Raw genomic sequence first — 21416 nt, 5'->3', positions numbered from 1 at the left:
CATGTCCGTACCCACCGGCCGAGGCATTGTCCGCCTCGGTTTCCAGATGCCCGACTTCAACTTCGGCGCACCGGTCGACGAACTCTTCCCCGCCATCGTCGCGCAGGCGCAGGCAGCGGAGAAGGCCGGATTCGACACCCTGTTCCTGACCGACCACTTCTATCAGCGCTTCGGCCCGCCGAACGGCCCGACGCTCGAGGCCTACACCACGCTGGGCGCGATCGCCGCCGTCACCGAGACCATCCGGCTCTCCACCATGGTCACCGGCAACACCTACCGCAATCCGGCGCTGCTCGCCAAGATCGTCACCACGCTCGACGTGATCAGCCGGGGCCGGGCGATGCTCGGTATCGGCGCGGGCTGGTTCGAGCTCGAACACCTCGCCTACGGTTACGAATTCGGCACCTTCACCGACCGGTTCACCAAGCTGGACGAGGCACTGCAGATCATCGCACCGATGTTCCGCGGCCAACGCCCGAGCTTCGAGGGCACCTGGTATCGCGTCGCGAACGTCATCAACGAACCACGCATGCGCGACGACGTGCCGATCATGCTCGGCGGTGCGGGCGAGAAGAAGACCTTCGCCCTGGCGGCGCGGCACGCCGACCATCTCAGCATCGGCTGCGAGACCGACGAGCTGCCGCGCAAGATGGCCGCCCTCGACCAGCGCTGCGCGGAGGCCGGGCGCGACCGGTCGACCCTCGACGTCAGCTACCTCGCCTTCGTCGTGATGGACGAAAGCGCCGACCGCGCCGAACAGCTCATCGACGACATGTTCGCCGCGCGCGTGGGCGAACGGGCGAAGGTCGAGCGGGTGCGTGCCTCGATGGCGGGCAAGTTGTTCGTCGGAACGCCGAAGCAGGTGGCCGAGCAGATCTCCGACCGCGTCCTCGTCCACGGCGTCGACGGCCTCATCATCAATATGGTTGCCAACGGCCACCATCCCGGTGTTCTCGAGATGGCAGGCGAAGCACTGAAACCGCTGGTCGCCTGAGCCTTCGTCCGCCGTGTGACGCTGTCGTCGCACGGCGGACGACTGCGAGCAGCCTTTGACAGCCCATAGTCCGAAACGTATAGTGCGGATCGCGATATCCGGCTCCAATAATGAAGCATTCCTGTTTCTCACCCAGGATGTTGTCACCCGATACCAGAGGAGTGAGCTGCTTGGCCGACCGGAAGCTCAGCCCGACGTCCTATCTGGTCCTCAGCTTGGTCGCCCGCACCGGACCCTGCACTCCGTTCGACATCAAGAAGCAGGTCGATCGCTCGATCGGATTCTTCTGGTCGTTCCCCCATTCCCAGATCTACGCCGAACCGGAACGCCTCGTCGAAGAGGGGCTGCTGTCCGGCTATCAGGAGACCACCGGTCGCCGCCGCCGGATCTACACCATCACCGACGCGGGCCGCGCCGAACTCGAGGACTGGCTCACCACCGGGCAGGACAAGCGCACGCACGAACTGCGCGACAGCGGATTGCTCAAGCTGTACTTCGGCAGCCTGTCCTCCCCCGACGACGTGGTCGAGGTCGCCGCCGGGGAGAAGCAGGCGCATCAGAAACGGCTCGATCGCTATCTGGCCGCGCATGATTCGCTCTCCGGTGATCCGGCCAGCGATTCCCACGAGCTGCTCGTGCTCGAGTTCGGCATCCGCTACGAAGCTCTGTCCGTCGAGTTTTGGGGCGAGATCGAACAGCGCAGAGCGGCGGTTCAGCCCACAGCTTCGACCGGGAACACACCGCCCACCTCATCGGCCACCGCGCGGATGCGCCGCCGGTCTCCCGCGGAATAGCTCGCCACCTCGGGGTACGCGCGTTTGCACAATCCCGTGAGCACCCGTCCCGGGCCGACCTCGACGAACGCCTCGACACCGAATTCCCGCACAGCGCGCAGACTCTGACTCCAGCGCACCGATCCGGCGAGCTGTGCCCGTAGCCCCGCACGCGCCTGCTCCCCCGTATGCACCCGCGCCGCAGTGACATTCGCGACGAGCGGGATCACCGGATCGGCGAACCGAACGCCTGCGAGATCGGCCGCGAACTCCGCCTCGACCGGGGCCATCATCGAGCTGTGGAAGGGCGCGCCGACCGCGAGCCGCTTCACCTTCGCCCCCTCGACGCCGAGTCGTGTTGCCCTGGTGGTGAACTCGGTTACACCGGCTTCACTGCCCGACACCACCGTCTGGTCCTCGGCGTTGTAGTTCGCGACCTCGACGACGGCGCCTGTCTGCTCGCGCACCTCGGCACAGAGGCGCTCGACCGTGTCACTCGACAGCCCGAGAGCGGCCGCCATCGCACCGGGATTCGATTCATTGACCCGCGCCATGAGTTCGCCGCGCCGTCGGACCAGGCGCAACGCGTCGGTCCACTCGAGTACGCCCGCCGCGACCAGGGCGGTGTACTCGCCGAGACTGTGGCCGGCGACGACCACCGGTGCGGGAACGAGTTCGGACAGCACGCGGTAGGCGGCCAGGCTGGCGACGAAGATCGCGGGCTGGGTGATGTCGGTGCGTGCGAGCCGGTCCTCCGGCCCGTTCCAGCACAGCTGGGACAGCTCGAAGCCGAGCACCTCGTCGGCGGTCCGGAACAGCGGTGCGACGAGGTCGGGGTAGGCCTGGGCGAGGTCGTGCCCCATCCCGACTCGTTGCGAACCCTGGCCGGGAAACAGGAAAGCGGTGGATGTCATGCGTTTCTTCCCCTGAATATAGAACGGGTATCAACCTGGACAGGTGTCAAAAACAATCTGCCGGTACGGATACACGGAATTCCGCTCGACGACGAGCGTCGTTGCTCGATTCTGCTCGCAGGTAGTCCGGAGTTCAAGACTTGCCCTTGTTGGTATACCGCGAAGCATATCTCGCCCAAATCTCCGACCGGTCGGTTTCAGTAGTCGGCTCACGTCGTGATGAATTCAGCGTTAACGCCAGATCTATTCCGTCTTTCCCACGCGAAGATCAGCCTCTAGCGGCCCAAGGAATTACTAGCTAGCGCGCTGCAACAACACGTGCTAAGAGCGTCACCAACCGGTAATAGCGCACAGCTATTATGGCGCAAATCACACTTGTGTCGGTTGCACCTGGGGTTTAACTGCCGGATCATCGGTTTCGGAAAGTGTGGATGAGATCGTCCGAACCGGACCATCGCACGCTTTTCATGCTGACCCCTGGGGAGGTACTTGATGTCAGCAATTCACACCGGCCGGGTCGCACTGGTGACCGGCGGATCAGGCGGAATAGGCCGCGCGGTTTGTCATCGTCTCGCCGCGGAAGGCGCCATTGTCGCCGTGAACTACTTTCGCGGGGAGCAGGCGGCCAAGGAAGTGGTTACCGAAATCGAGAACAACGGCGGAAAGGCCGTTGCCATTCAGGGAGATATCTCCTCCTACAGCGCTGCCGAATCGGTTGTCGAGCAGGTGCTGGAATTCGCCGGGAAACTCGATATCCTCGTCAACAATTCGGGTATCACGCGCAACGAATTGATCATGAAAATGTCGGAGAGCGATTGGCTCGAGGTCATGCGGGTCAACTTCGGCGGCGTGTTCAACGGCACGCGGGCGGCCTGCGGCGCGCTCGCCCAGAGCGACGGCGCGGCCATCGTCAACATCTCCTCGGTGATGGGCGAACGCGCCTGGTTCGGCGCGTCCAGCTACGCCGCGTCCAAGGCGGCGATCAACTCCTTCACCCGGGCATCGGCGCTCGAGTTCGCCCGCTTCGGCATCCGGGTCAACGCGGTGCTGCCCGGCTTCGTGGAGACAGAGATGATCGCCGACGTTCTCAGTGGTGACGGTGGCGACTCCGTCATCGGGCAAGTGCCCATTTCGGGTGCGACCACCGTCGACGAGGTGGCCGACCTGGTCTCCTACCTCGCCGCGCCCGGCAACCGGCATCTGTCCGGCGCGCTCGTCCCGGTCGACGGCATGGTCGCCGGGACGCTACTGACCGGCAAACCGCTCAAGAAGACCGCGCGCCGCTAGCCGGTACCTCAGCTCCACCCCGATCCGACCACTTCCAGATGGAGGAAACCAGCATGTCCGAAATCAGCGTTATCGATACCGTCCGCGAAATCGTCGCCGAGGCAGTCGCTTTGGAAATCGATGAGGTCGAAGCCGATGCCACCCTGTTCGGTGAGGTCGGCGCCGAGTCGATCGATCTGCTCGACATTCTTTTCCGAATCGAACGCCGCCTGGGCGTCAAGATCACGACCACCCAGCTGAGCGAGCGAATCCAGGGCGGCATCCCGGACGAGCAATTCGGCACCGACGACGGAATGGTCTCCGACCTCGGCCTCGAGCAGTTGCACAAGGTGATGCCCCAGATCGACCCGGCCGAACTCAGCGGCAAGCTCGGCGCCGAGGACGTGATGGGTCTGTTCACCGTGCGCAATCTCGCGGACATGGTGTCCAAACACACCGTCGCGGCGAGTTGACCCGTGCGGTTCCATCTCGTCGACCGCATCGACACCATCGAACCCTGGGCGCGGGTCGAGGCGGTCAAGCGGACGAGTTCGAGTGAGAGTTACTGGTCAACAACAGCTTTCGGGTCGCTGATGCCGCTGTCGATCCAGCTGGAGGTGCTCGCCCAGAGTCTGGCCTGGCTGATCTATCTCAGCACCGATCGGCGGCAACGGGCGGTGCTGCTGTCGGTCGGCGCCATGACGACCCGGTCCGCCATCGTGCCCGGCGACGACGTCGTCGCCTCGGTCGAAATCCTGTCCAGGGGCGACACCATCGTGGCCGGGGGCCGGCTGCTCGTGGGCGAGAGCGTCGTCTTCGAGGTCGACGACCTCATGTGCGGTCTGGTCGACGCCGACATGCTCGAGGACGCGGCGTCGGTGCGGATGCGCGAAGAACTACTGCGAAGCGGGGTCCGATCATGAACAACGAGGTCGTCATCACCGGTATCGGGGCCGTCACCCCCGTGGGAAACACCGCACCGGACACGTGGTCGGCGCTGGCCGCCGGGCGCAGCGGAGTGGGCCGGATCGAGACGTTCGATCCGAGCACCTTCGAAGTCCAGATCGCCGGGATGGTGCGTGAATTCAGCCCGGCGCCCGAGCTCTTGACCACCCAGCGCTGGGATCTGCTCAGTCGGTCCGGCGGTTTCGGTGTCGTCGCCGCGGCACAGGCGCTGGCCCAGGCGGGCAATATCGGGTCGCACGACGAGGCCGCCCGTGGCGTTTTCGTCGGTGGCCACGTCGGCAGGCCCGAGCCGCAGGAGTTCGCCGAGATCGGTCTCACCCGGCGCACCAGCGACGGCGCGGTGATCCATCGCCGCAGCCCCGACAGCACGTGGCGCTGTGATCAGGGTGTCGACCTGATGGCCATCGCCGAGGTGGGCCGGTGCCGTGGGCCGATCAGCGGGATCAGCACCGCGTGCACATCGGCGACCCATGCCGTGGGCGAGGCGATGCGCCGGATCCAGGCGGGCGAGATCACCATGGCCGTCGCCGGGGGCCAGGACTCGCTCACCACCTGGCTCGACGTCGCCGGCTTCTCGCTGCTCGGTGCGCTGACCACCCGCTACAACGACAATCCGACCAAGGCCTCGAAACCGTTCGACGCCGAACGCGACGGTTTCGTGCTCGGTGAGGGGTCGGTGCTGCTCGTGCTGGAGGAGCGGCGGATCGCCGAGGCGCGCGGGGCCCGGATCCTGGCGCGGCTCACCGGTTACGCCTCGACGATGAACGCGTACCGGATCACCGATTCCCCGCCCGACGGTGGCGGGTCGATCACCGCCATGGCCGACGCGCTGGCCGACGCGGGGGTGGTGGGCACCGAGGTCGATTGTGTGTACGCGCACGGGACGAGCACACCGGGCAACGACGTCTCCGAAACCGCCGCCATCAAACAGGTTTTCGGTAGGCACGCCTACGAATTGCTCGTCACCTCGCCGAAGTCGATGACCGGGCACCTCACCGCCGGGGCGGGCGCGCTCAATGTGCTCGCGGCGCTCGGGGGGATCACCGAGGGGCTGGTCTCGCCGACCGTCAACTACACGCACCCGGACCCCAAGCTCGACCTGGACTATGTCCCGAACCAGGCCAGAAAGGCCGATGTCTCGGTGGCGCTGATCAATTCGTTCGCGTTCGGCGGCACGAACGCCTCACTAGTGGTGCAGGCGCCATGAGTACCCCCGCGGTGACCGTGCCGAGCACGGATGTCGGCGCCGGGTCGCCGGTGCCGCCCGACGCCCTGGCCGTGGCCGGCGGCCTTCGCCTGGACCGCGTCGTCGAGTTGCGACCCGGTGCGGGTGCCAGTGCCCTCGCGAACGTGCCGAACACCCTGCCCGTGTTCGACACCCATTTCCAGCGGTTCCCGGTGCTGCCCGGGGTGCTCATGCTGCACGGCATGGCGAATCTGGCCGACGTGTTGCTCGCCCGCGACGGTGGCCGGTGGCGGCTCACCGGCGCGCGGCGGGTGCAGTTCCGCCACTATGTGCGCCCCGGCGACCAGCTGCACGTCGCGGTCGAGGTCCGCCAACTCGACGGCACCGTGGCGCGCCTCAGCGGGCGCATCACCCGGGCCGGCGCGGTGGTCGTCCTCGCGCGGGAGCTCACCATGACCCGTGACGCGGGTCCAGAGAGGGAAATCTCATGAATCGCGTTGTCATCAGCGGCATCGGTGTGGTGTCGCCCCTGGGTACCGGATTCACCCAGACCTGGAAGGAACTGGTGGCCGGGCGCAGCGCGGTGCGCCCGATCACCGCCTACGACCCCTCCTCGCTGCGCACCCGGTTCGGCGCCGAGATCACCGACTTCGACGCGAAACCCTTTGTCCGCAACCGCAAATCGCTGCGGCTGATGACCCGCGCCAACCAGCTGGCGCACGCCGCGGTCCGGCTGGCCACCGAGGAGGCGCGCATCGACCCGGCCACCTCGGGCAACGATTCGGTCGGTGTCTTCCTCGCCAGCGAGAACCAGATCTCCGACCCCCTGCACATTCTCGACGCGACGGTCGAAGCGTGCGGGCCCGACGGCCGGATCGACCCGACCCGGTTGGGGCACGAGGCGGCCCGGATGTACCCACTGTTCTTCGTCGAAGGGCTGCCCTCGGCCGAATTGTTCTTCCTCTCCGAGGAATTCGGCTTCGCCGGGCCGAGCGCTTTTCTCTCCGGGGCGGGCGACGCGGGCATCAGCGCGATCGGCAATGCCTACCGGGCCATCGCACGCGGCGAGACCACGGTCGCCGTCGCCGGTGGTTTCGACGACGGCGTCTCCTGGTGGTGCATGTCGAAACTGGACCGGCTCGACCTGCTCACCGGCCGCAACGAGGCGGGTGCGGTGCGCCCGTACGACCGCGACGCCTCCGGAACCGTCCTCGGCGAAGGTGCGTGCATGCTCGTGCTGGAGGACTACGACACCGCCGTGGCCCGCGGGATCGAACCGTACGCGGAGATCGTCGGTTTCGGCGGTGGCTCGGATCCGGTGACACCCGGCGAGATCTGGGGCGACGGTACCGGTCTGCGCAACGCCATGGCCTCGGCCATGCGCGAGGCGGGTGTCGCCGGCACCGATATCGGCTACGTGGCCGCCGACGGCGCGGCGGTGATCCGGGCCGATCTGGCCGAGGCGCGGGCATTGCGAGCCGCGCTCGGCGCCGGGGCCGACACCGTCGCGGCGAACAGCGTGCAGCCCGCGCTAGGCCAACTGCTCTCCGCCGCAGGTCCTTTGAATGTGGCGCTGGCGGCGATGACGCTGCGCGAGGCCACCGTGACGCCGACCTTGAATCTGTCCGCCGCGGCGCCGCGGTGCGACCTGGACTGGGTGCCCGGTACGGCACGCGAACTGCGCGCGGACTACAGCCTCGCGCTGGGCCGGGGACTGTCGGGCCAGGCCGCGGCGCTGGCTCTGCGGCGCCTGTAGAGCCCGCTGGAACCATGAACAGGAGTGCACGGTGAAGACGAGAGAAACCCAGCACATGTCCCTGCGAACGGTGGTCGTCGTCGCTGTCGGCGCCGTCACCTCGCAGGGCGATACGGCCAAGGCGCTGTGGGACGGCGTGCGCGCCGGTCATGTCGCGATCGACCCGGTCGAGCACCTGCCCATGTCGGACTACAACACCCGGATCGGCGGTGAGGTCCGCTCCCCCGTCGCACCCTCACCGATCGCCGACGAAGTGGACGGATTCCGGGACCGCGCTTTCGATTTCGCGTTCGCCGCCGCCACCGAGGCGATGGAGGCGGCGGGCGCCCTGGTCGCCGAGGTGGCGCCGCACGACCGGGCCATCGTGCTCGGCACCTGTAACGCGGGTCTGCTCAGCACCCTCGAATGGCTCGGTGACGACGGTGTCGGCGCGGGCACCCCCGAACTCGCCATGTTCGGGCCGCCGCAGGCCATCGCCGAATCGCTGGCGGCGCATTTCCAGTGCGCCGGCCCGGTGTTCTCGGTGAACACCGCCTGCGCGGCGGGGGCGAACGCGATCGGCTACGCCGCGGATCTGATCGCGCTCGGACGGGCCGACATGGTGCTGGCCGGCGGCACCGACGCCCTGTCCGACGTGGCCTACGCGGGGTTCAACTCGCTCGGTTCGCTGTCGCCGACACCGGCGGCGCCGTACCAGGACAAGCGAACCGGGCTCTCGCTCGGTGAGGGCAGCGGCATGCTCGTCCTGACCAGCGCCGACCTGGCGGCCGCGGCCGAGGTGGAGCCGCTGTGCGTGATCCGCGGCTACGGGCTGTCCGCCGACGGCTATCACCCGACCGCCCCGCGCCCCGACGGCACCGGCGCCGCGCGGGCCATCCGTTCGGCCATCGAATGGGCCGGGTTGCGCGACAGCGACGTCGGCTACGTCAACAGCCACGGCACCGGCACACCACGCAACGACAGCGCCGAGGCCAAGGCCACCCGGCTCGCGCTCGGCGACGCCGCCGATACCGTGCCGGTGAGCAGCTCCAAGTCGATGATCGGGCACCTGCTCGGCGCGGCGGGTGCGGTCGAGGCGATCATCACCGTCGGCGCGTTGCGCAACGGCGTGCTGCCGCCGACCGCGAATCTCGTTCGGGCCGACCCGGAATGCGTGCTCGACCACATCCCGGTGACCCCGCGGGTCAGCCAGATCGACCACGCGATCTCGAACAACTTCGCCTTCGCGGGTGCGAACGCGAGCGTGGTGTTCTCCGAACGCGCCGCCGAGCCGACCCGCGTCGAGCGCTCGCGCGTGGTGGTGACGGGGACGGGCGCCGTCGGTGCCGCAGGCCTCGATGTGCGGGCGGCCTTGCGCGCGGTCACCGAAGGCCGTGACTGCACCCAGGTCCACGACGGTGTGCGGCTGGGTCTCATCGACACCGACCCCAGCGACCATCTGACCAGGCGGGAGGCCAGGCGGATGGACCGGCTCGGCCTGCTGTCGACCTTCGCGGCGAGCCGGGCGCTGGCCGAGGCCGGCGCCGATCTGATCGCCGACGACCCCGACCGGGTCGGCGTGGTCTTCGGCACCGGGCTCGGTCCGATGGAGGCGATGGAACAGTTCGTCCGGCCGCTGCGCGCGGAGGGGGTGGCGGCGGCGAACCCGGCCGTGTTCCCCAACACCGTGTACAACGCGGCGGCGGGCAGTGTCGCCACGCTGCTCGGCGCGCTCGGTCCCACCTCGACGGTGACGTCCGGACACGCGGCGGGCGCGAACGCGCTCTGCTACGGCTACGACATGGTCTCGCTCGGCCGCGCGACCGCGATCCTGGCCACCGCCGCCGACACCCTCACCCCGCTCGTGGTGCGTGGCTACCGCAGGCTGGGCCTGCCCATGGGCCCGCACGACACGTTCGCCCTCGCCGAGGGCGGTGCCGCGGTGATGCTCGAGCGGTACGACAACGCCGTTCGCCGGGGCGCCACCGTGTACGCCGAGGTACTCGGGCATGCCACGGCGTCGGACGCGCGCGGTGTGGGGCGCACCGATCCGACCGGCTCCGCGGTGGAACGCGCCATGCGCGCCGCACTCGACGCCGCGGGTCTGACACCGGGCGATATCGCCGAGGTGTGGACCAACGAGGTCGGGCTGCCCGCCTTCGACGAGCCCGAGAACCAGGCCCTGCACCGGCTTTTCGGCGACAACGCCCCGCGCCGCATCGCCGCCAAACGGGCGCTCGGCGAACAACTCGGCACCGGCGGACTGCTCGCCGCCGCACTGGCCGCCTGTGACCGGCCCGATCGGGGCGTGGCCCTGGTGAACAGCTCCTCACTGGGCGGAACCCACATCAGCATCGTGCTCGCGCCGCTGACCGACTGAGCATCCGAACACAAAGGACGACAAGCGTTATGGCAACACCGGAATTCACGGCCCAGGTGGTCGGCACGGGCAGTTACCTGCACGGCGACCCGATCGACAACAAGCAGATCGAAGCACTGCTCGGTCCCGTACCCGAAGACATTCTCGAGGGCATCCAGGTCAAGGAACGGCACTGGATGATCGACCCCGACACCGGCGAACACCTGGTGACCAACTCCCAGATGGCCGCGGGCGCCGCGACCGCAGCGCTCGAGCGGGCGGGCATCGAGGCGGGTGAGGTGGATCTGATCGTCATGTCGACGGCCAGCCCCGAATACCTGCTGCCGCCCGCGGTGACGTTCGTGCAGGAACACCTCGGGATCGCCGAATGCACCACCATCGAAGTCCGTTCCGGCTGTGCGGGTTTCGTGGAGGCCGCCGATGTGGCGCGCGGCTATCTCGAGCGCGGCACGCACCGGACCGCCCTGGTGATCGGCAGCGAGGCCATCTCGCCCCTGCTCGTCCCGATGTATCGCGGCATCGACCCGGAGCGGATCCGCATGCGGGATCGGCTGGTGGCCTACACCTTCGGCGACGGTGCGGGTGCGCTCGTGCTGCGCGCCGAACCGGCCGACCCGCAGACCCGGGCCGGGGTACTCGGTTCCTCGATCGTCACGATGGGCGGCACCAAGAAGCCGGGCATGCAGGTGATCGGCGGGTCGACGCACGCCCCACTGCACAAGCAGGTGCTGGCCAAGCGCCTGATGGAGCTGAAGGTCGACGTCGTGGAATCGGGAAAGTTCATCCCGCACATGATCACCCGCTCGCTGCGCGAGATGCTCGAGATCAGCGGAGTGAAGGCCGAGGACATCGCCCTGTGGGTCGTCCCCGAGGGCAACGCCGGCTACATGACCAGTGAGCTGGAGGCGGCCGGTCTGCTCACCGACGAGTGGCTGGCCCTGCGCGACAAGATCTACGAGAACATCGAACGGGTCGGCGCCACCGGTTCGGCCGCTGTTCCCCTCGCCCTGGACGAGGCAGCGCGCGCGGGCCGGTTGCGGACGGGCGACAACGTCTTGCTGCTTGCCATCGAGACGAGCAAGTGGAAGTACGCCGGGATGACCCTGGTCTGGGCGGGCTGAGGGATGCGCCCTGCCGTGGGCCCGATCGAGACGGGCCGGTTTCGCACGAGTGCGGCGACGCTCGAATACGCCCACGTCAGTGGTGACATCAGGCCGTCGCTGTGCATGCTGCACGGGTTGGGCGCGCGGTGGCAGACCTTCCGGCCGCTCGTCCGCTCGCTCGGCCCCGGCTGGGACGTCTACGCACCGGATCTGCGTGGGCACGGCCGATCCGACTGGGTGGCTGGTCATTACGCGCTGGCCGACTTCGCCGCCGATGTCGAGCAGTTCGTCACCGAGCGCATCGGCGCGCCGGTGGTGCTGTTCGGGCATTCGATGGGCGGCTGGATCGCCGCCATGGTCGCCGCCGCCCGCCCCGATCTGGTGCGGGCGGTGGTGATCGTCGACTCGGCGCTGTACCGGCTCACCGAGTCCCAGCGCGCGGCGATGCTCGGCTACGCGGTCCCCAACCAAGCGATGCGTTCGATCGCGGTGTCGCTGCGCATGGCCGATCCGGAGCTGAATCAACGCTGGGTGGAGGGGCGCAACCAGCGCGAACAAGACCCCGACGAGCTGATGTCGCGACTGCGGTGTCCGGTGTTGCTCGTCCAGGGCGACGAGCGCACCGGCGCGCTCATGACCGACGAACACGTGCGGCGCGCGCTGGGGCTGCTCGCCGACGGCTCGCACGTGTTCGTGCCCGGTACCGGCCATGCCGTGCACGCGGAAGCGCCCGGCACCGTCGCCGACGCGCTGCGGGCGTTCCTGGCCGAACAGATCGACAAGTCAGAGCCGAACGGAGAGTTCCGATGACCGAAGTGATCGACACCATCGGCAGGCAGGGCACCGACCAGGACATCACCTGGACCAAATGCCCGTCCTGCGCCGAATACCAGTACAAACCCCAGCTGGAACGCAACCTGCGGGTCTGCACCCGCTGCGGCCACCATCTGCGCATCGGCGCGCACCGGCGGCTGGCCCTGCTGCTCGACGAGAACTCCTGGACCCCGGGCAGTTACGACGACATCGAAACGCGCGACGTGCTCGATTTCCGTGACCACAAGTCCTACCGGCAACGGCTCGCGCAGGCCCGCGCCAAGACCGGCGAATACGACGCCGCCGTGTTCGGTCTAGGCACCCTCGACGGCAGGCGTCTGGTCGTCGCGGCGATGGAATTCGGCTTCATGGGCGGCTCGATGGGTTCGGCCGTCGGCGAGGTCATCACCCGCGCCGCCGAACTCGCACTCGCCCAACGGCTTCCGCTACTGCTGTGCTGCGCCTCGGGTGGCGCGCGGATGCAGGAGGGCAGCCTGTCGCTGATGCAGATGGCCAAGACGAGCCAGGCGATCGGCCGTCTGCACGAGGCCGGGCTGCTCGTGGTGTGCCTGCTCACCGACCCCACCTTCGGCGGTGTCACCGCCTCGTTCGCCATGCTCGGTGATGTGCTCGTCGCCGAGCCCGGCGCGCTGATCGGGTTCGCCGGGCCGGGCGTGATCAGCCAGACCATCGGCGAGGATCTGCCACCCGGCTTCCAGACCGCCGAATTCCTCCTGGCACACGGGCTGATCGACGCGGTGGTCCCGCGCGCGCAGCTGCGCGCGTATCTGGCGAAAGTCCTCGCCGCGCACGCACCCGACACTCCGCTGGGCCCGCTGCTCCCACCGGTCACCGTCACCGACTCCGCGCAGGTGTCCCCGCGCCCGGCGGCGAAAGTGGTGAAGGTCGCGCGTGATCAGGCCCGCCCGACCACGCTGAGTTTCGCGGCGGTCGCCTTCGACACCTTCGTCGAATTGCGCGGTGATCGCATGTTCGCCGACAGCTCGGCTCTCGTCGGCGGACTCGCCACCCTCGGTGGTCGCGCGGTCATGCTGATCGGCCACGAAAAGGGCAGCGACACCAGGGAATCCATCGCCAGGAACTTCGGTATGCCCGAACCCGAGGGATATCGCAAGGCGTTGCGGCTGATGCGTCACGCGGCGAAATTCGGGATGCCGATCGTCACCCTGATCGATACACCGGGCGCCTATCCCGGCGTCGGTGCGGAGGAACGCGGGCAGGCGGGCGCCATCGCGCGCGCCATCATGGAATCGAGCAGGCTCCCGGTGCCGATCGTCACCGTGGTCACCGGCGAGGGCGGCAGCGGTGGGGCGCTGGCGCTCGGCGTCGCCGACACCGTGCTGATGTTCGAGAACTCCTACTACTCCGTCATCAGCCCGGAGGGGTGCGCCGCGATCCTCTGGGGCGACCGCGCGGCGGCGGGCACGGCCGCCGAAGCGCTGAAACTCACCGCGGCGGACCTGCTGTCGCTCGGCGTGGTCGACGGGGTCATCCCCGAGGACGCCGAGGGCGGACCCGACATCGTGCGGATGGCGGGCGATCTACGCGCGGCCCTGTCGAACGCGCTCACCGCGCTGTCCACCGTGCCCGGCCCCGACCTGATCGAGGCCAGGTACCGCAAGTTCCGGAAGTTCGGCTCGTGACACACCTGGGAGACATACCGATGACCACAGACAAATCGTTGAGCCACATGATCGATGAGGTGCGGGGCCTGGTCGCCGACCTGAACCCCCGGCCGCGCCGGCTGCGCGTGCGGGCGGGCGAATTCGACCTGGAGATGGAATGGCCGGACGGTCCGTCGAGCGTGACCGCGGCGCCGGTCCCGGTCGTCACCGTCGAAGCGGTGAGCCCGGCGCCGGAATCCGGCGCCGTCGCGATCGAGTCGCCCCTGGTCGGGCACTTCTTCCGCAGCCCTGAGCCCGGAGCCGACCCGTTCGTCTCCCCCGGCGACTTCGTGGCGGAGGGGCAGGTGGTCGCGATCGTCGAAGCGATGAAGCTGATGAACCGCATCACCGCACCCGGTCCGGGACGGGTGGTGCGGATCCTGCCCGAAGACGGTGACGTCGTCGAGTACGGCCAGCAGCTGATCCTGCTCGAGCCCGACGAGTCGGCCCCGATGGAGATCGCGTCATGAGCCCGGTGACCGATCCCGAACGGCCGATCAAGACGGTTCTGGTCGCCAACCGGGGTGAGATCGCGCTGCGCGTGGTGCGGGCCTGCCGGGAACTCGAATTGCGCAGCGTGGTGGTGTATTCGACCGCCGACGCCGATTCGATCGCCATGCAACTGGCCGACGACGCGGTGTGCATCGGCCCGCCGGAGCCCGGTCGCAGCTACCTCAACATCCCCAACGTCATCGGCGCGGCTCTGCGCACAGGTGCCGACGCGGTCCACCCCGGCTACGGATTCCTCTCGGAGAACGCGGATTTCGCCTCGGTGTGCGCCGAGGAGAACCTGATCTTCGTCGGGCCGTCGCCGGAGACGATGACCGCGCTGGCCGACAAGGCGGTGACCCGGGCGCTGATGAGCGCGGCCGGTCTGCCACTGCTGCCGGGGACCACGTCGGTGCTGACCGGTGCCGAAGAGGCCGAACGGGTCGCCGAGGAGATCGGTTACCCGGTGATCCTCAAGGCGGCGGCCGGTGGCGGTGGCCGCGGTATGCGGGTGGTCCGCGAGCGCGCCGAGATCGAGGACGCCTACCGCCGCACCCAGACCGAGGCCGCCCTCGCCTTCGGTGACGGCAGCCTCTACATCGAGCGCTACCTCGAGGGCGCCCGCCATATCGAGGTGCAGATCCTCGGCGACCGCCACGGCAATATCGTGCATCTCGGGGAACGTGACTGCTCGGTGCAGCGCCGGCATCAGAAGTTGCTCGAGGAATCACCGTCGCCCGCACTCGACGACGCCACCCGGGCGGCGATCGGCGCCGCCGCCGTCGCGGGCGCTCGCTCGGTCGGGTACGAAGGGGCCGGGACGATGGAGTTCCTGCTCGACCGTGACGGTGGCTTCTGGTTCATGGAAATGAACGCGCGCCTGCAGGTGGAGCATCCGGTCACCGAAATGGTGTGCGCGATCGACCTGGTCGCCGAGCAACTGCGGATCGCCCAGGGACAACCCCTGAGCTTCGGGCAATCCGACGTCGTCGTACGTGGGCACGCGATCGAATGCCGGATCAACGCCGAGGATCCGGCGCGCGATTTCGCACCGACGACCGGGCGGGTCACCCGTTATCGCCCGCCTGCCGGGCCCTGGGTGCGGGTCGACAGCCACCTCGAGCCGGGGGTGACGGTGTCGCCGTATTACGACGCGCTACTGGCGAAGGTCATCGTCTGGGCCGCGGATCGACCCGCCGCGATCGACCGGATGATCCGCGCTCTCGACGAGCTCGTGCTGGAGGGCCACGGCCTCACCACCAGCGCGAGCTTCCACACCGACATCCTGTCGCGACCCGAATTCCGTTCCGGCGATTTCGATCTCGATCTCGTCGCCACCACCCAGCGCACCCGGTTGGAGCACCCATGAGTACAGCGAACGGTCGTGTGATCATTCTCGGCGGCGGGATCGGTGGTCTCAGCACCAGTATCGCGTTACGCCGGGTGGGGATCGACGCGCCCCTGTTCGAGCAGGCGCCCGCGTTCGGCACCGTCGGCGCGTCGTTGCAGATCTGGGTGAAGGGCATGAAGGCCTTCGCCGAACTCGGTCTGGCCGAACAGATCCGGGCGCGCGGAGCCGATGTGCACCGCCAGCAGTTCTTCAACCAGGACGGCACCCCGCTCTACCACGCGCCGCTGGCCGCGATGGCGCAGCGCTACGACGCGCCGATGCCGGTGATGATCCGGCGCGCGGAGGTGATAGACACGCTCGCCGGCTCACCGGATCTCGGCGCGATCAACTTCAACCACAAGGCGATCGACATCACGCAGGACGATTCGGGTGTCACCGTGACATTCGACAACGGTCATCGGGAGCGGGCCGATCTGCTCGTCGCCGCCGACGGCATCAACTCGGCGACCCGGCAGCAGATCTTCCCCGAAGTCGAACTGCGCACCGCCAGCTACCGTTTGGTGCACGCGGTGGCCGATCACGTACCGCCGTTCGGGCGCAATATGTTCACGCTGCTCTTCGGGCGGGGCAACCGCATCGCCATCAAGGACTGCGGCAACAACAATGTCTTCTGGGTGGCGGGTCTGGCCAGGCCGACCCTGGAACTCGACACACCGACCGGCACGGTCAAAGACGACCTGCTGCGCCGATTCGAGGTGTTCCCCGCCGCGGTGCGCGATCTGATCGCGGCCACGCCACCGGAGGTCATGCTGCACCACAATGTGCGCGCGCTCGGCCCGATGCCCGCGTGGAGTTCGGGCCGCATCGTCTTCCTCGGCGACGCGGCGCATGCGGTGACCCCCAATCTCGGCCGCGGCGCCAGCGAAGGCATCGTCGACGCGATCACCCTGGCGAATCATCTCGGCTCCATCGATGTGGGTGACGGCGCGGCGGTGGCGCGGGCGCTGTCGTCGTACGAAAAGGCACGCAGGCCCGAAGCGGAGGCATTGCAGAAGGCATCCTGGAAAATCGGCACGATTTCGTCCTGGGACGGTTTCGCGGCGACCAAGGTGCGCGATCTGATGATGAAGACGGTGGTCGGCAAAACGCAGGTGGCCAAAATGCACGCCGAATTCGAGGTCGCCGTGCCACGGCTCGGCCACCTGGTGGAATGACCGTCACTCCTGAGAGCTACCACCGGTGATCACTCTGCGGCGGGATGTGCCGGGACCAGCTGAAATCTAGGGTTGGATCATGATTGTGGTCACGGAGAATTTGACCAAGAGATACGACGACAAAGTCGCTGTCGACAAGGTCGGCCTCACCGTTCGGGCCGGGGAGATCTATGGTTTCCTCGGCCCGAACGGCGCGGGCAAAACGACGACACTGCGAATGCTGGTCGGCCTCATAGAACCGACCAGCGGAACCGCACGGGTACTCGGAAAAGCACCCGGTGATCCGGAGTCACTGGCGCACATCGGGGTCCTGATCGAAAGTCCCGGCTTCTATCCGTATCTGTCCGGACGCGACAATCTGCGCGTCATGGCACGCTATCGGCGCATCCCGGATTCGGCTGTCGACGAGGCACTGGCCCGCGTCGGCCTCGCCGGTCGGGGTGACGACCGATTCCGCACCTACTCCCAGGGCATGAAACAACGGCTCGGCGTCGGCTGCGCCCTGCTCGGCAACCCCGAACTCCTGATTCTCGACGAACCCACCAACGGTTTCGACCCCGGCGGCATGGCCGAGATGCGCACGCTCATCAGCGATCTCGCCGCCGACGGGCACACGATTCTGCTGTCGAGCCATCTACTGGCCGAGGTGCAGGAGATCTGTGACCGGGTCGGGGTGATCAACGGCGGGAAACTGATCGCCGAATCGACCGTCGCCGAAATGCGCGGACGCAGCACCCTTTTCGTGCGGGCCCAGCCGGTGCAGACCGCCGTCGACGCGATCCGGGTCGCCGTCGGCGATGCCACCCGGACCCAGACCGGCATCCGGGTCGAAGCGGGCCCCGACGCGGCGCCGCTCATCGCCCGCGCGGTGCTCGACGCGGGCGCCGAACTACACGAATTGCGTTCGACGGAACGTTCCCTGGAAGAAGCGTACTTCGAGATGACCGCACCGGATGTGGAGAACGTCGCATGATCGACAGCATTCGCGCGGAAGTGCTTCGGCTGCGCCGCTGGCCCGTGTTGTGGAGCCTGCTCGCGGTCTGGCTGACGTTGAACCTCACCTTCATGTACCTGCTCAACTACATCGGCTACAGCTCGGGCAGCGCCGCCGATGCCACCGAGGGGCAGCCGCGCGAGTACGTGCTCGCGCAGATGATGCCCACGGCAGTTCCGGAGGAATTCGTCGGCGGCACTGTGCTTTTCGGTGGCGCGCTGATGTTGATCCTCGGTGCGCTCGCCACCGGCAGCGGGTACGGCTGGGGCACCTGGAAGACGGTGTTCACCCAGGGACCAGGGCGCGTCACGGCCCTGCTGGGCACGGTGTTCGCGCTGCTCGCGGTGGCGGTCGTGGCCGTACTCGTGGCGTTCGGGCTCGATCTGGGTGTCGCGTGCGTCATCGCCTCGGCCGAATCCCAGCCGCTCGTGCTCCCGTCGGTGGGTCGGATGCTGGCCGGAATCGGCAGTGGCGTCGCGATTCTGACCATGTGGACGTTGCTCGGCGCGCTGATCGGCTTGTTGGCGCGCGGGCCGTCCCTCGCGGTCGGGCTCGGCCTGGTGTGGGTACTGGTGCTGGAGAACGTGCTTCGCTTCTTCGGCGACATGCTCGGCAGTGCCGGTGCGGTGACGGACTACCTGCCCGGGTCGGTGGCGGGTTCGCTGGCGGGTGATCTACGGACACTGCAGGGCGAGGCGACGCCGGGGGTGCTCGACCTCCTCGACTGGCCGCAAGCCGTTGTCGCGTTGGCGGTGTACCCGGTGGTCTTCCTCGCCTGCGCGGTTGTCGTCGTCCGGCGCCGCGACCTGGTCTGACGGTGTCCGCACCCGCGATCGACAAGGATGAGCGCATGGAGACAATCGCCGCCCGCGTGCTGGAGTCCTGGCCGCCGCGGCTGGGCCGGTGGCAACAGGTGTCGTTGAGCATCGCGGCGGGCGTGGTGGGGTTCGTCGCCGTGCTGGCGACCATGGTGGCCGATACCGAGCTTGCGGTGGTCCAGGTCGTCGCGCTCGCGCTCGGCATCGGTACCGCTGTCTCGCTGGCCATGTGGGCTCCGGTGGCGGGGTGGGCGCTGGGCCTCGCGGCGCTGGCCGCCGCGTCCGTGCTCACCGGACCGCAGGCGGAGTTGTGGGTCGATCCGATGCTGACCAGCTATTTCATCGTCCTGGGCGTGGGGGCGGTGCGGGCGGGCGCCCGCGCCGCGGCGGGGGCCTGGGCGGCGACGGTGGCGACCGGGATCGGTCTGGCGCTGTGGTTGCGGCCCGCCGAATGGCTGGTCGGGATTCTCGGGGCGAGCGCGGTGTCGGGGCTGGTGCTCTCGACCGTGATCGCGGTGCGCACGGTCGGCGTCACCAGCAACAGCCTGCGCCGCGAACGCGACAGCACCGAGCGGCAACGCCAGCTCACCTCGCTGTGGGAGGAACGCGCCCGCATCGCCCGTGAGCTGCACGATGTGGTCGCCCACCACATGACGGTGATCGCGATCCAGGCCGAGGCCGCCCAGCACAGCGACCGGAATCTCGCGCCCGCCACCAGCGCCCGGCTCGACACCATCCGCAACAGCGCGACGGTCGCCTTGTCCGAGATGCGCCACATCCTCGGAGTGCTGCGCAGTGGTGACGCCACGCTCCTGCCGCAGCCCACCCTGCGAGACCTCACCGGACTTGTGGAGACGGTGCGCGGGGGCGGTACGCATATCACACTGACACTGACCGGTGATACGACGAAACTGCCTGATGCCGTAGGTCTTTCGTCCTATCGGATCGTGCAGGAAGCACTGAGCAATGCGATCCGCCACGCACCGGGCGCACCGGTCGAGGTCACCGTTGTGGTGGCCGAGAAGGCGATCGACATCCGTGTCGCCAATCCGTGTGCGACGGTGCCTGCTGCCGGTGCGGGCCACGGACTGCTCGGCATGCGCGAACGCGCGACGATGCTCGGCGGAACATTCAGCGCAGGCGCAGGGGACGCGAAGTACGTTGTCGCCGCGTCACTTCCCTTGCACAACGGGCGTGTCGACGCCGCGCGCGATTGACCCGCCGACAACCGTCACCTCGACCGAAGCGACGCAGGCAAGAGACGCCGACCGGCGCGTTCGCAGGCAGCCGACCGGATCGCTCAGTTCTCCACGAGTCTGCGAACCGAAGCGGGAAGATCGCGAGTCCGCTGGTAGGGGCCCGCGACGGCGGCACCGTAGGGTCGGGCGAGCAGGGTGCGGGCGATCGCGTTGACCTCGTCGGTGGTGACGGCGTCGATGCGGGCCAGGGTCGCCGAGACACTGCGGTGGTTGCCGTAGCTGAGTTCGCTGCGCCCGATGCGGTTCATCCGCGATGCGGAGTCCTCGAGTCCGAGCACCAGGCCACCGCGCAACGAGCCCTTGGCGCGGGCGCATTCGGCGTCGGTGATGCCCTCGGCGGCGACCTCGTCGAGTACCGAGCGCGCCAAAGTGGCCACCTGGGCGAGGTTTTCGGGTTGGCAGCCGAGCGACACGGAGAACGCACCGGTGTCGGCGAAGGTGTCGACGCTCGAGTACACCGAGTACGCCAGGCCGCGTTCCTCCCGGATGCGCTGGAACAGGCGCGAACTCAGTCCGCCGCCGATCACGGTGTTGAGCACCGACAGCGGCCAGCGCTGCTGCCCCTCGTGCCTGCCGAACGCGCGCACACCGAAGGTGAGGTGGGTCTGTTCGCTGTCACGGTTGATGCGCACCAGTCCCGGCGCGCCCTGGGCGCGGAACTTGCCCTCACGACGGGGTGCCGGTTCGGCGGCGGGGTCGAGGTGCGGGCCGAAGGCGTGGCGGACCAGTTCGACGACCCGCTCGTGTTCGACATTGCCCGCCACCGCGACGACCATGCGTTCGGGCCGGTAACGGCGCTGGTGGAAGCCGCGCAACTGGGCGGCCTGCATGCCTTCGATGGATTCGACGGTGCCGATCACCGGACGCCCGATGGGGTGGTCACCGAACAGGGCGGTGAGGAAGCAGTCGGCGACGAGGTCCTCGGGATCGTCGTCGCGCATGGCGATCTCCTCGAGCACCACCTGACGTTCCACATCGACGTCGACTGCCCGGCACAGCCCGTTGAGCACCACATCGGAGACGAGTTCGACCGCCAGCGGCAGGTCCTCGTCGATGACGTGGGCGTAGTAGCAGGTCTGTTCCTTGGCGGTGAAGGCGTTGAGTTCGCCGCCGACGGCGTCCATGGTCTGGGCGATGTCGAGCGCGGTGCGGGTGGGGGTCGCCTTGAACAGCAGGTGTTCGAGGAAGTGCGCCGCACCGGCCACGGTCGGACCTTCGTCGCGCGAGCCGACACCGACCCACACGCCGACCGAGGCCGAGCGCACGCCGGGCACGTGTTCGGTGACCACGCGCAGCCCACCGGGCAGCACGGTGCGCCGCACTCCACCATCGGTGGTCACGTCCTGGGCGGTGCCGGTTCCGGGTTCACTCAACTGTCGCTCGGTCACCCGATCCCACCGGACGGCTGTACTGGCATGCTTTTCTCGACCTCTCGAAAACGGGGGCTGGCGACGTGCGCGGATGCCTGCCGCGGGA

Annotated in this window: 20 protein-coding genes; 18 read left to right on the top strand and 2 right to left on the bottom strand. The window is 68.3% G+C overall.

Annotated elements, in window-relative coordinates; genetic code table 11:
* Window position 1: 1 nt before the first annotated feature.
* Window positions 2–994 carry an LLM class F420-dependent oxidoreductase gene (locus NI2_RS19585; protein WP_208115308.1) on the top strand — a complete coding sequence of 331 codons (993 nt, stop codon included), beginning with the start codon at window positions 2–4 and terminating at the stop codon, window positions 992–994.
* Between the two features lie 170 nt (window positions 995–1164).
* The gene (locus NI2_RS19580) at window positions 1165–1788 is read left to right on the top strand and encodes a PadR family transcriptional regulator (RefSeq protein WP_067492672.1); all 624 of its coding nucleotides are present in this window, start codon (window positions 1165–1167) and stop codon (window positions 1786–1788) included.
* Here NI2_RS19580 and fabD read toward each other — a convergent pair.
* Complete coding sequence (fabD, locus tag NI2_RS19575; RefSeq protein ID WP_067492670.1) at window positions 1707–2681, bottom strand: ACP S-malonyltransferase; 975 nt, start codon at window positions 2679–2681, stop codon at window positions 1707–1709. The two genes, NI2_RS19580 and fabD, sit on opposite strands and share 82 nt — an antisense overlap.
* A gap of 492 nt (window positions 2682–3173) precedes the next feature.
* Between fabD and NI2_RS19570 the strand changes: the two genes are divergently transcribed.
* The 16 genes from NI2_RS19570 (at window position 3174) to NI2_RS19495 (ending at window position 19898) form a co-directional block, all read left to right on the top strand.
* Complete coding sequence (locus NI2_RS19570; protein WP_067492668.1) at window positions 3174–3968, top strand: SDR family NAD(P)-dependent oxidoreductase; 795 nt, start codon at window positions 3174–3176, stop codon at window positions 3966–3968.
* A gap of 53 nt (window positions 3969–4021) precedes the next feature.
* Entirely contained in the window at window positions 4022–4420 is a 399-nt protein-coding gene (locus tag NI2_RS19565) for an acyl carrier protein (protein ID WP_133733790.1), read from the top strand.
* A 3-nt stretch (window positions 4421–4423) separates the two neighbouring features.
* The gene (locus NI2_RS19560; RefSeq protein ID WP_067492664.1) at window positions 4424–4870 is read left to right on the top strand and encodes a hotdog family protein; all 447 of its coding nucleotides are present in this window, start codon (window positions 4424–4426) and stop codon (window positions 4868–4870) included.
* Entirely contained in the window at window positions 4867–6120 is a 1254-nt protein-coding gene (locus tag NI2_RS19555) for a beta-ketoacyl-[acyl-carrier-protein] synthase family protein (RefSeq protein WP_067492662.1), read from the top strand. Before NI2_RS19560 ends, NI2_RS19555 begins: the two co-directional genes overlap by 4 nt.
* Window positions 6117–6590 (top strand): 3-hydroxyacyl-ACP dehydratase FabZ family protein, encoded by a 474-nt coding sequence (locus NI2_RS19550; protein ID WP_067492660.1) that lies wholly within the window; start codon window positions 6117–6119, stop codon window positions 6588–6590. The genes NI2_RS19555 and NI2_RS19550 overlap by 4 nt, the downstream gene beginning before the upstream one ends.
* Window positions 6587–7855 carry a beta-ketoacyl-[acyl-carrier-protein] synthase family protein gene (locus NI2_RS19545; RefSeq protein WP_067492658.1) on the top strand — a complete coding sequence of 423 codons (1269 nt, stop codon included), beginning with the start codon at window positions 6587–6589 and terminating at the stop codon, window positions 7853–7855. The genes NI2_RS19550 and NI2_RS19545 overlap by 4 nt, the downstream gene beginning before the upstream one ends.
* A 31-nt stretch (window positions 7856–7886) precedes the next feature.
* A complete protein-coding gene (locus NI2_RS19540; protein ID WP_243749693.1) occupies window positions 7887–10214 on the top strand; it encodes a beta-ketoacyl-[acyl-carrier-protein] synthase family protein in 2328 nt (775 codons plus the stop codon).
* A gap of 29 nt (window positions 10215–10243) precedes the next feature.
* The gene (locus tag NI2_RS19535) at window positions 10244–11335 is read left to right on the top strand and encodes a 3-oxoacyl-ACP synthase III family protein (RefSeq protein WP_067492654.1); all 1092 of its coding nucleotides are present in this window, start codon (window positions 10244–10246) and stop codon (window positions 11333–11335) included.
* 15 nt (window positions 11336–11350) lie between these two features.
* Window positions 11351–12127: an alpha/beta fold hydrolase gene (locus NI2_RS19530; RefSeq protein ID WP_166655714.1), complete on the top strand. Its 777-nt coding sequence runs from the start codon at window positions 11351–11353 to the stop codon at window positions 12125–12127.
* Window positions 12124–13794 (top strand): acetyl-CoA carboxylase carboxyltransferase subunit alpha, encoded by a 1671-nt coding sequence (locus NI2_RS19525; protein WP_067492648.1) that lies wholly within the window; start codon window positions 12124–12126, stop codon window positions 13792–13794. The genes NI2_RS19530 and NI2_RS19525 overlap by 4 nt, the downstream gene beginning before the upstream one ends.
* 20 nt (window positions 13795–13814) lie before the next feature.
* Window positions 13815–14285, top strand: coding sequence for an acetyl-CoA carboxylase biotin carboxyl carrier protein (locus NI2_RS19520; RefSeq protein WP_133733791.1), 471 nt, complete (start codon window positions 13815–13817; stop codon window positions 14283–14285).
* Window positions 14282–15673, top strand: coding sequence for an acetyl-CoA carboxylase biotin carboxylase subunit (gene accC / locus NI2_RS19515; protein WP_067492642.1), 1392 nt, complete (start codon window positions 14282–14284; stop codon window positions 15671–15673). The genes NI2_RS19520 and accC overlap by 4 nt, the downstream gene beginning before the upstream one ends.
* Complete coding sequence (locus NI2_RS19510) at window positions 15670–16869, top strand: FAD-dependent monooxygenase (RefSeq protein ID WP_067492640.1); 1200 nt, start codon at window positions 15670–15672, stop codon at window positions 16867–16869. The genes accC and NI2_RS19510 overlap by 4 nt, the downstream gene beginning before the upstream one ends.
* A gap of 79 nt (window positions 16870–16948) precedes the next feature.
* Complete coding sequence (locus NI2_RS19505) at window positions 16949–17842, top strand: ABC transporter ATP-binding protein (protein ID WP_067492639.1); 894 nt, start codon at window positions 16949–16951, stop codon at window positions 17840–17842.
* Window positions 17839–18678 (top strand): ABC transporter permease subunit, encoded by an 840-nt coding sequence (locus tag NI2_RS19500; protein ID WP_067492637.1) that lies wholly within the window; start codon window positions 17839–17841, stop codon window positions 18676–18678. The genes NI2_RS19505 and NI2_RS19500 overlap by 4 nt, the downstream gene beginning before the upstream one ends.
* A 35-nt stretch (window positions 18679–18713) precedes the next feature.
* The gene (locus tag NI2_RS19495; RefSeq protein WP_133733792.1) at window positions 18714–19898 is read left to right on the top strand and encodes a sensor histidine kinase; all 1185 of its coding nucleotides are present in this window, start codon (window positions 18714–18716) and stop codon (window positions 19896–19898) included.
* Window positions 19899–19981: 83 nt separating this feature from the next.
* Here the strand turns inward: NI2_RS19495 and NI2_RS19490 are convergent, their stop codons facing one another.
* On the bottom strand, window positions 19982–21328 hold the full coding sequence (locus tag NI2_RS19490; RefSeq protein ID WP_067492634.1) for a M16 family metallopeptidase: 1347 nt from the start codon (window positions 21326–21328) through the stop codon (window positions 19982–19984).
* Window positions 21329–21416: the final 88 nt, after the last annotated feature.

This window comes from Nocardia ignorata NBRC 108230 (assembly GCF_001612905.1).
In the GTDB taxonomy this organism is placed as follows: domain Bacteria; phylum Actinomycetota; class Actinomycetes; order Mycobacteriales; family Mycobacteriaceae; genus Nocardia; species Nocardia ignorata.
The sequence above is the reverse complement of the archived record's forward strand: the minus strand, read 5'-3'. Positions and strand labels throughout refer to the sequence as shown.